Genomic DNA, 14998 nt, shown 5'->3' on the forward strand with positions numbered 1-14998 from the left:
ACGACAAAAAAAATCGGCTGAAAACGCTTCAGCCGATTGTCTTGCCTGTATGCTTATTTCAACTTGGCGGCGACGTCGTTCGTAATGTCCTGACCCTGACCGTCTACGACGGAACCGTTCAATACGACGTAATCCAAGCCTTTTTCCTGCTTAACAGCCTTTGTCTTTTCCAGAATATCCTTTTCCAGCGGCGTGAACAGCTCGATACGCTGTTTGTTCAGCTGAACGTTGAATTTCTGCGCCAATTCCTGCTGAGCTTTCGGGTCTTTTTCTTTCTTTACCTGATCTTGGAAATCCTTCTGGGCTTTTTCTACGTCACTGCGCCACTGAGCCATAGCCTTCGGGTAGTTCGGATGCTTCTGCAGCAGGGCTGCCATGTCGATGGTGCCCAAGCCGGCAGCGAAGGACGCGCCTACTGTACCTACTGTCATCATAGCGGCCATAAGGGCCGTCGCAATTGCTTTTTTCATGATTCATTCCTCCTCATAACTCATTGTATAATTATTGTTTTATTATTCTCTTACGCCGGTCAGCGCGAAGCATTCGCTGCGCACCGAGTCCTCGCAGGAGCGCATAGCTAAAATCGTCTTTTCAAATAAATCGGGAAGCTCCCATCCCAGCAGTTCCGCGCCCATCTTGATGACGTCGCGGGAGCAGCCGGCAGCGAAGCTCTTGTCCTTGAATTTTTTCTTCAGGCTCTTGACTTCCATGTCCTGGGTACTCTTAGACGGCCGCATCTTGGCGGCGGCCCAAATGAGGCCGGTCAATTCGTCGGACGCGAACAATACCTTTTCCATTTCATGCTCCGGCACGTCGTCTACGCACAGGCCGCATCCGCCGTGACATACGACGGCGTGGATGAATCTGTCGTCGGCGTCGATTTCCTTCAAGAGCTCCGGCGCTTTTTTGCAGTGCTGCTCGGGATATTTTTCAAAGTCGATATCGTGCAGCAAGCCGACTAAGCCCCAAAAATCTTCTTCGTCGCCGTAGCCGAGTTCCCTGGCATACCAGCGCATGACGCCTTCCACCGTCAGGGCATGCATAATATGAAACGGCTCGCCGTTATATTTGCGCAGCAGCTGCAGCGCTTCTTGTCTGTCCATGAACGAATACCCTCCTTCGTTTTTAAATAACATCCTTATTATACCATAAATATATTTTGAGGGGATATATTCGCAACAGAATTGTCACAAAGAATTTAAAAACGGCCTTTACCGCCCTATTAGGGACTCCAGGCGGTTCATGCGGAAGTCCTCGACGAGCTGCATGAAATCGCGGCGGTGGATGGGATTGTCGTGAAAGCCGAACAAATGAGACGGACAACTGCAGTCGGTGCAGCCGAAGTCCTGTATCTGCCAATGGGAAATCGCCCCGACGGCCGCGGCCAGCTTGTGCTCCAGGTCGTCGGCTGTTCGGACGGGCAGGACGGCCGCCACGTCGGCGTATCGGCGCAGGTAGTCGATATGCCAATGCATTTTCTTGCGCTTCCTCGTATGGCGGGCCAGGCGTGACGCCAGATTCTTTTTAGCCGAGCCGACGTATACGTAGTATCCCTGGGGAAAGGAAATCTCTCCCTTCGCGCCGACCTCGATGTCCCGCCCTTCAGGCAGGTGCATGACGAGCATATAATCGCCGCAGTCGTGATTTTCCCGCCGCAGCACCTCTTCGGGGTACGACAAGAGCCGGACCGGCTCCGGCTGGGAAAACTCCGCCGTCCACCGCAGGGAAAAGGCCTTCCAGTCCAGCTTCGGCGCGCATTCCATAAACGTGGCGGCAAAGTCCGTATCCGTATGGTAATCGGGCAGGAACCAGCGGGCCCGGTCCCAATGGACGAGGAACAGCACGCCCGTATGATAGCCGTCGTCGTGCATGGCCGCTAATTCTGCAATATGCTTCCGGCCCCGTTCCGTCACGGCATCGGGAAACATAGCTCCCGATTTTCCAAACAAGGTGCACGACTTGACCTCTAAATAAAACAGCTCCTTCCCCTTGTGAAGAAGCAGATCGAAACGGCTGTCGCCTACGGTCACTTCCCGCCGCAGCAGGCTCCACTCTTCCCAGCCGGGAATGCGGTGCTCCTGGATGAGCTTGGCCGCGATGTCGTTGTTGTACTGCGTATCCAGCAAGATAGGCACGCCGTCCCGTTCGATTCCGACGACGTCGTACGCCGTCTTGCGTTCCGTCTTGCCGACATGGCGCACGTATACGGCGGCGCCGGGAAACAGCAGCTCCCACATGCGTCCGGGATTGGGCATATGGCAGACCTCTACGGTTCCGTTGATTTCTACATAGGCGATAAAGCGGTTCGGCCGCTTCACGAAATACCCGATTTGAATGTCCTGCGTAAATTTCATATTCTCTATACCTTTACTATAAAAAATAACCTTTGCATTGTTATATTATACCACAAAAAATCCGCCAGACTTTCAGCGGAGAAAATCTGACGGATGTCAAAAGGGGGATATGAGTTATGCTTCTATAGGAATGGGAAATGGATTACTGAATGTCGATCGTATGAACCGATTCGGCCGGCTGCGGCGTTTCCTTCGGCAAGGTGACAGTCAATACGCCGTCAACAAAGGAGGCCTGGATGCCGTCCTTCCGAATGCCGCTGACAGGGAAGCTGCGGCAGAAGGAGCTGCTCGACCGTTCTTTATAGATGTAGTTCTTCTGGTCGTCTTGTTCGTCCTTCGCTTCTTCATGACGGGCCGACAAGGTCAGCACGTCGTCGTCATAAGTCAGGGAAATGTCTTCTTTGGCGACGCCGGGCAGATCCGTCGTCAAGACGTATTCGTTGCCCTTGTCTTCAATATCGACTCTCGGAATGTTGTACGAGCCTTCGAAAGGTTTCATGAAATCGCTGAAGAAGCGGTCGGCAAAGTTCGTCGGAAATACTGCGTCGCTGTTCGTTACAATCGGGAATAAGCTTTTCATAATAAAAACCTTCTTTCGTAAGCCTCGTTGGATAGAGTCACGGGGTTGTAAAACACATGATATATTACTGAATTTCAATCGTCTTGGCCGCTTCGACCTGCTTAGCCGTTTCCTTCGGCAAGGTGACGGTCAGCACGCCGTTGGCAAAGGATGCCTGAATATGGTCTTTCTGAACGCCGCTGACCTGGAACTGGCGGCAGAAGGACTGACTCGTCCGTTCTTTGCGGATATAGTTTTTCTTTTCGTCTTTTTCATCTTTCTTTTCTTCATGGCGGGCCGAAATGGTCAGGATATCCTTATCATAGGTCAGCTTGATATCTTCCTTGGCCATGCCCGGCAAATCCGTCGTCAAGACGTATTCGTTTTCTTTGTCTTCTACGTCGACTTTCGGAACGCTGTAGGAACTGTCGAACGGCTTCATAAAATCGCCGAAGAAATGATTTACAAAATTATCAGGAAATACTAAATCGTTATTTGTTACAATCGGGAATAAGCTTCTCATCATAAACCCTTCTTTCTAAAATACCTAATGAGATGCAATTACTTGATTGCTCTTTTGACTTTTATATGTCTGTCTGTAACCTCTTTCCGATTACAGCTATACTATATACCCGTTTTCCTCCCTTGTCAACACTTTATTTTGACTTTTTGACTTTTTTTATAAAACACATCACGTCACGTCTATATAAACTAAGAACTAGATAGATAATATAAGACGTTACGCGTAACGCGACGGACCTGACTCGCCCGTAAAGGGCGTTCCTAAGCCGTTCTTTGTATGGTCACAGCGTGTTATCAGGCCGTAATAGCTCTGCATTACGGTGAAAACACAGCAATACAATGACGCCGATAAAAGGAAATTGACGCCGTCTGCCTTCTGCAATCCTAAGATATAGTCTTTTTAAATAAAATAAATTTATGCATTAATTATATTATTTTATCATATCTATAGTATTATTCTCTCTTATCCAGTATAATAAGCGATATAAATAATCCAGTATTATGCCCGCCGTTCTGGCATACCAAGGGAGGCCTATTCATGACCATATACAAGATAACTTTAAAAGACGCCGCTGTAATTCTCTGGAAACGGAAGTTTTCCTTTTCCGGCCGCTCGTCCCGCAAGGAGTTCTGGCTTGGCGTCGCTGCACTGTGGCTGAGTTACTACGCCGTCTTCAGCATACTCTACGCGATCTTTCTGTTCTTCATCGCCGGCGTTTCCCGCACGGCTCTGAACGGGGCCGTCCTGGCCGACGCCTTTCTCGTCCTGTACCTCGTCACCGGCCTGACCGTATTTTTTGTATCGGCCGCCTTAAACGCCCGCCGCCTCCACGACATCGGCAAATCGGGCTGGTGGCAGCTCATCAGCCTGATTCCCCTCCTCGGCGGCCTCGTCTTGTTTATCTGGCTCCTCCGCCCTTCCGACGGCGACAACCAGTACGGCCCGGAGGATTATTATTCTTCTATCCTGAACGAATAACCAAAACACATAAAAAGACCTTGCCGGAGCAAGGCCTGAAAAAGGGAAGAAGATATATTAAGAAATGCGGCATTGAAGCTGCATGAGATGTTCTTGCAAAAATTCGACGTTGCGGTAAAATACGTCCAAACCGCCCTGCGGGTCATAGCCTTCCAAAACCATGGGAAGATGGTAAGAACGCAGCGCAGGAAGTAGTTCTGTGAAATCAAAATCCCCGTCGTACAGGGGCGTATGGTATAAGCCGCCGATACGGTTGCTGATGTGAAGCTTGGACACGGTGTCGACGCGCCGCAGGATATCCAGCCCTTCGTCAGGGCTTTCGCAGTGAGCGATGTCCAGGGTATAGGTGAAGAAAGAAAAGAGGTCGCCTGTAACTTCCTTCATGGATTCTATATCAGTTACAAATTCCTTCTTCGTCTTTTCCATGATTTCCAGCGAGACGGGCATGTTCAGCCGGTACGACGCGTCGGCGATTTTCTGCAGGGACTCGTGCATGAGCAGGGCGCTTTCCCGACGCCAGCAGGGCATCGTCATATGGCCGGGGTGAACCGTCACTTCCCTGGCTCCGACGCGCTTGGCAAATTCCATCGACGCGATGACTTCCTCTACAGACGCCTGCCGTACGGCCTGGTTCATGGACGACAGGTTCAAATCCCAGCTGCAGCTGTGAACGACGGTATGCAGGGGATATTTCTGCGACAGCCGCCGGTATTCGCCTTCGTCATACTGCTGGCAGTAAAAGTGCTGAGCCCACATTTCCAAGCCGCCCAAGCCGAGTTCATAGACCTGGCGGAACATGTCGCGCAGCGAAAGATTCCATAACAAGGTAGACGAAATTAAAATCTGTTTCATCAGGTCTCCTCCTCACTAGTACGGTATTATTATACCCACGTCATTGTAAAGCTTCGGCCTGTATTATGTAAAAAAGATGTGCAATATCAGGAATATCCTTCCTGTACTGCACATCTTTCTGCGTTTTTCCCTGTATTTCGTTCAGCGAGGCCTTTATCCCAGCCATTCACCCGTAAAGGTCACGGCAGCCGGGCCGGTCATGTATACGTTGCCGTCTTCTTCGCTGTATTCGATGTGAAGCGTGCCGAGGTACAGCTGCACGTCGACGCTCCGTCCCGTAAAGCCGTTGAGGTACGAACCGACGGCGCAGGCGCAGGAGCCGGTGCCGCAGGCCAGGGTCGCGCCGGCGCCCCGTTCCCACGTATGGACTTTGATCGTATGGTTGTCGATGACCTGGACGAAGTTCATGTTGGTCTTCCGCGGGAAGGCCTTGTACGTTTCAAACTTCGGCCCCAGTTCATGAAGGGGAACGGCGTCTACGTCGCGGACGTAGGTCATCGTGTGGGGCACGCCCATGAGCAGGCTGGTGATCTTATAGGTCTTGCCGTCGATTTCAATCGGTTCGTCGACGACGGGGCCGGCCGGCCCTTCCATGGGGATCTGGGCCCGGTCCGTAAAGGGCTTGCCCATATTGATGGTAACCAGGCTGACCTTGCCGTCTTCGCCGACAGTGACCTTCGGCTTCATGATGCCGGCCAGGGTTTCGACGGAAAATTCGTCCTTCGTAATGATGCCGTTGTCGTAGACGTATTTTGCGAAGCAGCGGATGCCGTTGCCGCACATTTCTGCTTCGCTGCCGTCGGCATTGATAATGCGCATCCGCACGTCGGCCTTATCGCTGGGCACGATGACGATGATGCCGTCGGCTCCGACGCCCGTATGGCGGTCGCACAGTTTCACGGCCAATTCGGAAAAATCCTTGTTCGCGCCATCTTTATCTTCAAAAAATACGAAATCGTTTCCTAATCCATGCATTTTAACGAATTTCATCTGTATATCCTCCTTATAGGAAATCTATCATGCGTCTTACCATAGCTATTATACAATAACTGAAAATAGCAAGTATAGTAAAATCATGCTATACTTATTGCAAATCCTGCTGTAGCGATAGGAGGCGACGCGTGTGTATGAAAAAACGGGCTACCTGACGGAGCCCCTGAAGCTGTTTTACGTATCGGACAAGAGAGACTGGGCTTGTCCCGTCCATTATCACGAATTCGACAAGGTCATGCTGTTCTTTCAGGGAGACGTGACCTATGAAATCGAAGGGAAATCGTACCGGCTCCAGCCCTACGACATCGTCGTCGTGCCGGCCGGGCAGATGCACCGCCCCGTCGTCGGCGGAACCCATACGTATGAGCGCATCATCGCCTATATTTCGCCGGCGTACATTGAGTCCTACAGGCAGCGCGGCTGCGACCTGTCGGCCCTGTTCCAGACGGCGTCGCCTATCCTGCGCCAGCCTCAGGAAGCGGGCAGCCTCTACGGCGCGTCGTGCCGCCTCCGCCAGGTCTGCTGCGCCGAAGCCTGCGCCCATCATGCCGTGTTGAAGGAAACTCTGTTTCTGGAGTTTCTCATCTATTTGGCCCAATCTATTCAGGAGCGGCACATCGGCTACGTCAAGACGGGACGGCAAAACGAAAAGATACAGCGCCTCCTGACCTACATCAACGAGCACCTGCGGGGCGAGCTGTCCGTACCGGTTTTGGCCGAACAGCTCTGCATCAGCCCGGACTACCTCATGCACCTCTTCAAGGAAGAGACGGGCTATTCCCTGGGCCAATACATTACCATCAAACGCCTCCTCCTGGCCCGCTCCCTCATGCAGCAGGACCGCCCCCTGACGGAGGTATGCTACGACAGCGGCTTTAAGCAGTATTCCACCTTTTACCGGGCCTGGAAAAAATATTACGGCGCGTCGCCGGCCAAGGGCATACCGCCTCAGACGCGGCTCTTCCTCGAATAACGCCGCCTATCCCTGCCGCCGGTATTTGACAAACTAAAAAAAGTATATAAAATAAAACTATACAACTCATTGTATAATTGGGAAAGGATACCTCATGAAAGACAAAAACTTCATCATCGAACGCCAAATCCTGCGCATCGGCAATAAAATCAGCAACGGCCGCGACAAGGATTTGATCCCCTTCGATCTGACGGCCAATCAATCAGAAGCGCTGCTTTATTTTGACAACTGCCCGGGCCGTTCCATCATCGATTTAAAAGAGCACCTGCGCATTACCCATCAGGCGGCGCGGAATCTCGTCGAACGGATGAAGCGGAAAGAATTGCTCTACGTCGTCGTCTCGGAAGAAGACGGCCGCTTCAAGCAAGTGTATCTCACGGAAAAAGGCCGGACGACGTGCGATGACCTCAAGCATCTCGGTACAAACGTAGGATGCCAGCTTTTAAAGGGATTGTCGGAAGAGGAAAAAGACCAGCTCCTTTCCTTACTCCTGAAAATAAACGACAACGTATGATGTCGTTTTTTGCTCCTATATACAACTAGTTGTACAATAATAGAAAAGGAGAACACGTCATGAATACTTCGGCCATCTGGACCAAAGATTTTATCCTGAACTGCATCGTTTGCTTCGTCGTAAACCAATCGTATTATATGACGATGGTCGTTATAGCCGACTGCGCGGCGACGGCGCTTCACGCTTCGCTGGCAGAAGCGGGATTGGCCTGCGGCATCTTTATCTTAGGAACCTTATTTGCCCGCCTGTTTCTGGGCGGATGTATCGAACGAATCGGCCTGAAACGCTCCTTATATATCGGCCTGTTCCTCTTTTTAGCAGCCTCTCTCCTGAACATAGGAATCCACAGCCTGTATCTCCTCTACGCAGCCCGTTTCGTCCAGGGCGTCGGCTTCGGCCTGTCGTCATCTACGACGGGGACGATCATGGCGCACCTCGTCCCGGCAGCCCGCCGCGGCGAAGGCACGAGCTACTATGCCATGTTTGTTACGCTGGGAACGGCTGTCGGCCCCTTTGCCGGCTTGTATTTTTACAGCGACGGCGTCATCCTGTACAACCTCGTCGCCGGCAGCGCCCTCCTGATACTGGCCTTCGCGGCGACAGTCCTGCTCCATGTACCGGCGGAGGACCATGAGCCGTCTGTCTCCGAACAGCCTCGCTCCTATCTGTCCCTGCAAAACTTCATAGAGCCGACGGCTCTTCCCGTCGCGTTTCTCACCCTCCTCGTCAACTTGGGGTTCGCCGCCATATTAGGTTTTATGGCGTCCTTTGCCAAAGAAGCGGATCTCCTTGCCAGCAGCAAATATTTTTTCCTCGTCTATGCCCTGTTCACCGTATGCTCCCGGCCTTTTACAGGACGATGGTTCGACAGCCGCGGCGCGAATTTCGTCATGTACCCGGCATTTATATTCTTTGCCCTGAGCCTGTGCTTCATCAGCCTGTCGACGTCCGGCTGGATGCTGCTGGGCGCCGCCGCGCTGATGGGGCTGGGATATGGGACGTATATGTCCTGTTCTCAAGCCATCATTATCGGCTTGGCCCCTCGCGGCCGCATGGGCCTGGCGACGTCGACGTTTTTCGTCTTCATGGATCTCAGCGTCGGCGCAGGCCCTCTGGTTTTAGGTGCGCTGCTCCCCTATGCCGGTTTTTGCGTCATGTACGCGGCGCTGGCCGTGCTGCTGGCGTGCTGCGCCGTACTGTATTATGTCCTTTACGGCCAGAACGCTGCAAAACAAAAACTTGCAAGCAAGTAAATGACAAACAATCCCTGCCAGCCGACAGGGATTGTTGTTATAAAGAATTTGCGCCTATACGGCAATATTATTTATTGCCCGCCTTGGCCTCATGAAACGTATCGGCAGATGCCGGCTCCTTAGTTTCTTCTCCATCGCGAACGGCCGTTTTAAACTCCCGCAGGCTCTTGCCCAGTGCGCCGCCGACAGACGGCAGCTTTCCCGGCCCGAATACGACCAGTCCGATCACTAAAATCAACGCCAATTCCGGAAAACCTAATCCTAACATAGACTGCGCCTCCTTTGGTCTTACTGTAGCAAAGTTTCATAGCCCTTTCGTAAAATCGGCCTGTTCTTTTTGTAAAATTTCACCGGCCCTTCATTCCATACAATACCTTTACGGTATGTTCACAAAATATATACAAAAGGAAACTATACTAACGGTAAATTGAAAAGGCCTTTAAGGAGGAATCACACTATGTCAACGCCGTCATCTGAACATACCGTATCGCGCCGCAGCTTTTTAAAGCTCGCCGGCGGAGCCGCATTGGGAGCGGCCATGTTTTCCATGCCGTCCTTTTCCTTCGCCCGGGAACTCGACAATCCGAAGCGGACGCTGAAGCCCGTCGCATTTAAAGACATTCCCAAAAACGCCGTCGCAGCCGCCAACGCTTCGCCGCTGGTACAAAAATCCTTCGACGACATCCTGAGATTATCCAATACGATTGAAAACGGAAGCCTCCGCCAGGCCGTCGTCCGTCTCCTCAACGACCCGACGCCGACCTTTATGCAGGAATATTCGTCCGCCGCATCCCGCAGCCGCCTCTATGCCGCATTGGCCGCCCAGAACTTAATCGACACGTCGAAAATCGACGAAAAGCACATACTGCCGCCCTTTAACGGCGCCGTGCAGAAATTTAAAACGGCTCCCGGCAGCGGCTACGGCAGCCACCATCCCTATCCGGGCGGGCTGGCTACCCATACGAGCTGCAACATGCACATTACGGATTACATCTGCCGGACCTATGAGGAAGTCTTTTACTACTCCGTCAACAAGGATATCGCCATCGCCGCTCAGGCCCTGCACGATATTTCCAAGCCCTTCGTCTTCCAGTGGAACGCCGACGGCTCGTCTCTGACGGAATATCCCATTGCCGGTCAAGGAGCGCACCACGCCCTGGCGCTGGCAGAAGTCATCTACCGCGGTTTTCCGGCAGAAGAAGTCGTCGCCCAGGCCTGCGCCCACGGCGCGCCGACATCTAAGAAAGAAGAAGCCGACGTCGCCGGCTGGCTGAAAGCCGCCGCCATCATCGCCGGCAAGGATCCCGTCGTCTACGGCCTCGTCGGCAAAGACGGCCAGACGATTCCCAATCCCCATCATCAGGAAGGCTACATCGTCCACCTCGGCGACCACGACTGGGTACTGTCGTCGCCGGCAGCTCAGAAGACGGTCCTGCTCCTAAAAAAAATCGCCTATCAGGAATACGGCATGAGCCAGGCCGACCTGGAAGGAGCAGCCTTCAACCATTTCCGCAACTACGTCGGCGCGCAGCTATCCTATATGTACCTCAACATGCTCGAAGCAGAACCAAACGGCTACAAGCTGGCAGCAGAACAAGTCGCCAAGGTCGTCTTAAAATAATACATACAGCATAGTAAAATATAAAAACAGCAGGCAGAGAATCCCGTTCCCTGCCTGCTGTCTTTATGATGCTTATACAGCATAGCCTATCTAAATACGCCGCTTTTCAATCTCATAACGACATGATATAATACATGCGCTACCGCCTCCATACTGGTAGAAGGAAGGAGGTGCGCTGATATGGAATTGGTAATACCATTTATGATCTCCCTCGCGGCAGGCATAGTATGTCACTATGTTTGTAGATGGCTGGATGGAGAGTAACCGGTAGTCAGCCTGAGGTCTAAGCCGCCTCTGAAATGGAATAGAAAATCCCCTAGCTGCAACTAGGGGATTTTCGTTTTTTACTGCGCTGATGGAAATTCTTTAGTAATACCATTTTCCACATTCAGTATATCAATATCTGGCGTATCCGTCAATGAATATTCCGCCAATTATGCCTTTTGTCTATTGCGGTTGAAATTGATGAGGCTGCCGGCTTTGACGATTTCTTTTTCCGCGTCGGTCATGTCCGCGATGTACAGGGAAATTTCCTGAAGTTCTTTGCCGACGACGTAGGCCTTGATGTCCTTCATGTCGCCGTCGAGGGCTGCCTTGACGTTGGGGATATAGATGTAATCGCCGACTTCAAAGGACGGGTCGTCCTTCATCTGGAAGGGCAGCATGCCCCAGTTGATGACGTTGGAGCGGTAGCGCTTCGTCGCATATTCCCGGCAGATATTGGCCAGGCCGCCGAGGACGCGCTGGCAGCTGGCCGCCTGTTCGCGGGCCGAGCCATCGCCGGGCTTGACGCAGTAAATCATGCTGCCGATTTCCGTCGCCGCCATATCGGCGTCGGCAAATGTCTCTTTCAGCTTGGCAAAGACGTCTTTCAGCTCCTTGTCGACGGAGGCCGGGCATTGTCCGGCTATGCGGGCCCGTTCTGCCTCGTCGACTGCCTTGGCCCTGCCGACGTATTCCGGGTCGCGGCGGGACAAGGTGAATTCAGCCAGTCCCAGCGGATTGGAGCGGTACGACGACGTTTCGCCCGACGGAATCAGTTCGTCTGTCGTCGTCACGGGATCCATGATCTTCGAGCAGACCTTGACCAGGATGTTGTCGGCCAGGGCTTCCATGTCCGGCCAGTCTTTGATGTTCGGCCCGTATACGAGAGCCGCTTCGCCATCGGCCTGGCCGAAGCCCTGGTATACGCGCGACGCGTAGGACGAGTTGTCGTAGTCGTAGGGCTGTTCTACATAATCGTCCATGTAGCCTTCGGCCGACGTGAGGACGCCGCCGTTGGCCGCCGTCGCCGCGATGGAACGGGCGTCCATGAGGGCTACGGCAGAGAACTGGCCGCTGCCCGGCTTCGAGCCTTCGCGGTTCGGGAAGTTGCGCGTCGTATGGCGGATGCTGAAGGCGTTGTTCGCCGGCGTATCGCCTGCTCCGAAGCAGGGGCCGCAGAAGGCCGTCTTGAATATCGCCCCGGCAGCCAGGAGGTCGGCCACGGCGCCCTTGCGGACCAAATCCATGTACACGGGCTGGGACGACGGGTAGACGTCGAGGGTAAAGACGCCGTCGCCGCAGGAAGCGTTTTTCAAAATATGAGCGGCAGCCATGACGTTGCTGTAGTTGCCGCCGGCGCAGCCGGCAATGACGCCCTGCTGGACGTGGAATTTGCCGTCGACTATCTTATCCGTCAGGCTGTAATGGAGGTCGGGATTGCTCATGCGGCCGTTGATGCTTTCTTCCGTTTCGTGAAGGATATCGGCCAGGTTGGCGTTGAGCTCGTCGATGGTAAAGGCGTTGCTCGGATGCACGGGCATGGCGATCATCGGCTTGATCTTGCTCAAATCGACGTAAATGACGCCGTCGTAGTAGGCCATGTCGGCCGGATTAAGTTCCTTGTAATCCTGAGGCCGGCCGTGCTGGGTCAGGTAGGCCTTCGTATCGTCGTCGGTGCGCCATACTGACGACAGGCACGTCGTTTCCGTCGTCATGACGTCGACGCTGTTGCGGTAATCCGTATTCATCGACGCCACGCCGGGACCGACGAATTCCATGACCTTGTTCTTTACATAGCCGTTCTTAAAGACGGCGCCGACGATGGCGATGGCGATGTCGTGAGGACCGACGGCCGGACTGGGCTTGCCCGTCAGGTATACGGCTACGACGCCCGGATAGGCGACGTCGTACGTATCGCGCAGGAGCTGCTTGACCAGCTCGCCGCCGCCTTCGCCGACGGCCATCGTACCCAGGGCGCCGTACCGCGTGTGGCTGTCCGAGCCGATGATCATCTTGCCGCAGCCGGCCATCTTTTCCCGCATGTACTGGTGGATGACGGCGATATGAGGCGGTACGAAGATGCCGCCGTATTTCTTAGCCGCCGACAATCCGAACACGTGGTCATCTTCGTTGATCGTGCCGCCGACGGCGCACAGCGAATTGTGGCAGTTCGTCAGCACGTAGGGCAGCGGAAACGTTTCCATGCCCGAAGCCTTCGCCGTCTGGATGATGCCGACAAAGGTAATATCGTGGGACGCCATGGCGTCGAATTTTATCTTTAAATGGTCCATCGATCCGGACGTATTATGAGCCTGCAAAATCGAGTAGGCAATCGTCCCCTTGCGGGCTTCGTCCTTATCGGGAGCCTTGCCCGTAAGCTGTTCTACCCGCGCCGCTTCCCGTTCCGGCACGAGCTCCGAGCCGTGCACTAAGTACGCGCCGCCTTCATATAATTGAATCATGTCCAATCCCCCTCTTCATCTGTGCGATGCTGCATTACATTTCTCATGTCGAAATTTATGTAAATAAATTTCATAATATAAAATTTTATCTTCACATACACCATATTATATCATAATTATTCTGGCCCTGACTACCCTTACCCACTGGGTATCCGCGATTATTCGTATTTATTTTTTTCTGTAATCATGCTATAATAACTTATACTTTGCAAAAATGGCTGCGTCTATTTCTACAAAGCATTTTTATAAATATTCTGGAATAATTAGTAACGAAGCTATGCACAGTTCGTTTCCGGAAAGAGAGGAATCACATGGACAATAACATCTTTTTGGCCCAATTCTATGGAAAATCACAAAATTATACACAGATTCCCCGCGAATGGTTTTCCAAGTACGGCGTAAAGCGCGGCCTGCGCAACGAAGACCATACCGGCGTTCTCGTCGGCCTGACCCGCATTGCCGACGTCGTAGGCTATAAGCGCGACGCCGAAGGAAATAAGGTAGACTGCGACGGCATCCTCTATTACCGCGGCTTAGATATCCGCGATTTGGCGAAAAAGGAACGCTACAACGGCTACTTGTACGAAGAGGCTTGCTTCCTCCTCCTGTTCGGCTACTTGCCGACGCGGGAAGAGCTGGACGCCTTCTGCAACGTCCTCCAGGAAAATTACGACCTGCCCGACGACTTTTTGGAAATGAACCTCCTGCGGCTGCCGGGAAAAAACCTGATGAACAAGCTGCAGCACTCCCTCATCACCTTGTACAACTACGACGAAGACCCGGATAACACTGACGTATACCAGACCCTGCGCAAGGGCCTCAACATCATGAGCAAGCTGCCGTCCATCGCCGTCTACGCCTACATGTCCAAGGTGCACTATTACAACCGCCAGAGCCTGGTCATCCACTATCCGCGCAAGGATTACTCGACGGCGGAAAACATCTTGTCCATGCTCCGCCTCGACAGCGCCTTCACGCCGAAGGAAGCCCAGCTCCTCGACCTCCTGCTGTTCCTCCACGCCGACCACGGCGGCGGTACGAACTCGACCTTTACGAACGTCGTCGTCTCGTCGACGAATACGGACATCTATTCCAGCATGGCCAGCTCCATCGGCGCCCTGAAGGGCCCGCGCCACGGCGGGGCCAACGTCCGCGTGTCCCTCATGATGGAAAACATCATGGACGCCGTCGGCATCAAGGCCACGGACGCCCAGATCAAGGACGTCATCGAACGCATCCTCCGCGGCCAGTTCCGCCATCAGGATAAGCTGATATACGGCTTCGGCCACGCCGTATACACCCTGTCGGATCCCCGTGCCGAAATCATGCGCCACTACTGCGGCCAGTTAGCCAAGGAAAAGGGCATGGAAGATATCTTCAATTTCTACGTGCGCTTCGAACGCATCGCCAAGAAGACCTTGAGCGAAGAAAAAGGCGCGAATATGTGCAGCAACGTCGACTACTACAGCGGCTTCGCCTATCACATGCTGGGCATTCCCCGCGATTTGTACACGCCCCTGTTCGTCATCAGCCGTATGGTCGGCTGGCTGGCCCACAACATCGAGCATAAGCTGTACGACAACCGCATCGTCCGTCCGGCAGCGAAGTATGTCGGCGACTTAATGGATTATATACCTATGGAGGACAGATAA

General features: G+C 53.2%; 15 protein-coding genes. 6 read left to right on the forward strand and 9 right to left on the reverse strand.

Translation table 11 applies throughout. From position 1 onward, the window contains the following. Window positions 1-53: 53 nt before the first annotated feature. From CJ260_RS01870 to CJ260_RS01890, 5 genes are all read right to left on the reverse strand, one after another. Complete coding sequence (locus tag CJ260_RS01870) at window positions 54-470, reverse strand: OmpH family outer membrane protein (RefSeq protein ID WP_087477802.1); 417 nt, start codon at window positions 468-470, stop codon at window positions 54-56. Window positions 471-512: 42 nt separating this feature from the next. Continuing rightward, window positions 513-1103: a hydrolase gene (locus CJ260_RS01875; RefSeq protein ID WP_087477801.1), complete on the reverse strand. Its 591-nt coding sequence runs from the start codon at window positions 1101-1103 to the stop codon at window positions 513-515. 108 nt (window positions 1104-1211) lie between these two features. Then, window positions 1212-2354: a DNA/RNA nuclease SfsA gene (gene sfsA, locus CJ260_RS01880; protein ID WP_095628959.1), complete on the reverse strand. Its 1143-nt coding sequence runs from the start codon at window positions 2352-2354 to the stop codon at window positions 1212-1214. 142 nt (window positions 2355-2496) lie between these two features. Then, window positions 2497-2934, reverse strand: coding sequence for an Hsp20 family protein (locus CJ260_RS01885; RefSeq protein ID WP_095628960.1), 438 nt, complete (start codon window positions 2932-2934; stop codon window positions 2497-2499). Between the two features lie 64 nt (window positions 2935-2998). Then, window positions 2999-3439, reverse strand: coding sequence for an Hsp20/alpha crystallin family protein (locus tag CJ260_RS01890; protein ID WP_095628961.1), 441 nt, complete (start codon window positions 3437-3439; stop codon window positions 2999-3001). A 534-nt stretch (window positions 3440-3973) separates the two neighbouring features. On the opposite strand from CJ260_RS01890, the gene CJ260_RS01895 reads away from it, so the two are divergent. Beyond that, on the forward strand, window positions 3974-4414 hold the full coding sequence (locus tag CJ260_RS01895) for a DUF805 domain-containing protein (RefSeq protein ID WP_095628962.1): 441 nt from the start codon (window positions 3974-3976) through the stop codon (window positions 4412-4414). Between the two features lie 57 nt (window positions 4415-4471). Here the strand turns inward: CJ260_RS01895 and CJ260_RS01900 are convergent, their stop codons facing one another. Both CJ260_RS01900 and dapF read right to left on the reverse strand, forming a co-directional pair. Next, a complete protein-coding gene (locus CJ260_RS01900; protein WP_087477796.1) occupies window positions 4472-5266 on the reverse strand; it encodes a sugar phosphate isomerase/epimerase in 795 nt (264 codons plus the stop codon). A gap of 153 nt (window positions 5267-5419) precedes the next feature. Then, window positions 5420-6256, reverse strand: coding sequence for a diaminopimelate epimerase (gene dapF / locus CJ260_RS01905; protein ID WP_095628963.1), 837 nt, complete (start codon window positions 6254-6256; stop codon window positions 5420-5422). A gap of 133 nt (window positions 6257-6389) precedes the next feature. On the opposite strand from dapF, the gene CJ260_RS01910 reads away from it, so the two are divergent. The 3 genes from CJ260_RS01910 to CJ260_RS01920 all read left to right on the forward strand — a co-directional run bounded on the left by CJ260_RS01910 (window position 6390) and on the right by CJ260_RS01920 (window position 8999). Continuing rightward, window positions 6390-7232 (forward strand): AraC family transcriptional regulator, encoded by an 843-nt coding sequence (locus tag CJ260_RS01910; protein WP_095628964.1) that lies wholly within the window; start codon window positions 6390-6392, stop codon window positions 7230-7232. A 94-nt stretch (window positions 7233-7326) separates the two neighbouring features. Continuing rightward, on the forward strand, window positions 7327-7746 hold the full coding sequence (locus CJ260_RS01915; RefSeq protein WP_095628965.1) for a MarR family winged helix-turn-helix transcriptional regulator: 420 nt from the start codon (window positions 7327-7329) through the stop codon (window positions 7744-7746). 59 nt (window positions 7747-7805) lie between these two features. Further along, entirely contained in the window at window positions 7806-8999 is a 1194-nt protein-coding gene (locus CJ260_RS01920) for an MFS transporter (protein ID WP_095628966.1), read from the forward strand. A gap of 67 nt (window positions 9000-9066) precedes the next feature. Here the strand turns inward: CJ260_RS01920 and CJ260_RS01925 are convergent, their stop codons facing one another. After that, entirely contained in the window at window positions 9067-9267 is a 201-nt protein-coding gene (locus CJ260_RS01925; protein ID WP_087477791.1) for a twin-arginine translocase TatA/TatE family subunit, read from the reverse strand. Between the two features lie 189 nt (window positions 9268-9456). On the opposite strand from CJ260_RS01925, the gene CJ260_RS01930 reads away from it, so the two are divergent. Then, window positions 9457-10620, forward strand: a complete 1164-nt coding sequence (locus CJ260_RS01930; protein ID WP_095628967.1) for a twin-arginine translocation signal domain-containing protein — start codon at window positions 9457-9459, stop codon at window positions 10618-10620. 434 nt (window positions 10621-11054) lie between these two features. On the opposite strand, the gene CJ260_RS01935 is transcribed toward CJ260_RS01930, so the two are convergent. Next, window positions 11055-13346 carry a hydratase gene (locus CJ260_RS01935; protein ID WP_095628968.1) on the reverse strand — a complete coding sequence of 764 codons (2292 nt, stop codon included), beginning with the start codon at window positions 13344-13346 and terminating at the stop codon, window positions 11055-11057. 311 nt (window positions 13347-13657) lie between these two features. Between CJ260_RS01935 and CJ260_RS01940 the strand changes: the two genes are divergently transcribed. Then, window positions 13658-14998: a citrate synthase gene (locus tag CJ260_RS01940; protein ID WP_095628969.1), complete on the forward strand. Its 1341-nt coding sequence runs from the start codon at window positions 13658-13660 to the stop codon at window positions 14996-14998.

The sequence above is a fragment of the Megasphaera sp. ASD88 genome (assembly GCF_002287425.1).
Taxonomy (GTDB): domain Bacteria; phylum Bacillota; class Negativicutes; order Veillonellales; family Megasphaeraceae; genus Megasphaera; species Megasphaera stantonii.

Coding starts and splice junctions, on each gene's coding strand:
- CJ260_RS01870 (WP_087477802.1), bottom strand. CDS start 470: ATGAAAAAAGCAATTGCGACGGCCCTTATGGCCGCTATGATGACAGTA.
- CJ260_RS01895 (WP_095628962.1), top strand. CDS start 3,974: ATGACCATATACAAGATAACTTTAAAAGACGCCGCTGTAATTCTCTGG.
- CJ260_RS01885 (WP_095628960.1), bottom strand. CDS start 2,934: ATGAAAAGCTTATTCCCGATTGTAACGAACAGCGACGCAGTATTTCCG.
- CJ260_RS01920 (WP_095628966.1), top strand. CDS start 7,806: ATGAATACTTCGGCCATCTGGACCAAAGATTTTATCCTGAACTGCATC.
- CJ260_RS01935 (WP_095628968.1), bottom strand. CDS start 13,346: ATGATTCAATTATATGAAGGCGGCGCGTACTTAGTGCACGGCTCGGAG.
- CJ260_RS01930 (WP_095628967.1), top strand. CDS start 9,457: ATGTCAACGCCGTCATCTGAACATACCGTATCGCGCCGCAGCTTTTTA.
- sfsA (WP_095628959.1), bottom strand. CDS start 2,354: ATGAAATTTACGCAGGACATTCAAATCGGGTATTTCGTGAAGCGGCCG.
- dapF (WP_095628963.1), bottom strand. CDS start 6,256: ATGAAATTCGTTAAAATGCATGGATTAGGAAACGATTTCGTATTTTTT.
- CJ260_RS01940 (WP_095628969.1), top strand. CDS start 13,658: ATGGACAATAACATCTTTTTGGCCCAATTCTATGGAAAATCACAAAAT.
- CJ260_RS01875 (WP_087477801.1), bottom strand. CDS start 1,103: ATGGACAGACAAGAAGCGCTGCAGCTGCTGCGCAAATATAACGGCGAG.
- CJ260_RS01890 (WP_095628961.1), bottom strand. CDS start 3,439: ATGATGAGAAGCTTATTCCCGATTGTAACAAATAACGATTTAGTATTT.
- CJ260_RS01915 (WP_095628965.1), top strand. CDS start 7,327: ATGAAAGACAAAAACTTCATCATCGAACGCCAAATCCTGCGCATCGGC.
- CJ260_RS01900 (WP_087477796.1), bottom strand. CDS start 5,266: ATGAAACAGATTTTAATTTCGTCTACCTTGTTATGGAATCTTTCGCTG.
- CJ260_RS01925 (WP_087477791.1), bottom strand. CDS start 9,267: ATGTTAGGATTAGGTTTTCCGGAATTGGCGTTGATTTTAGTGATCGGA.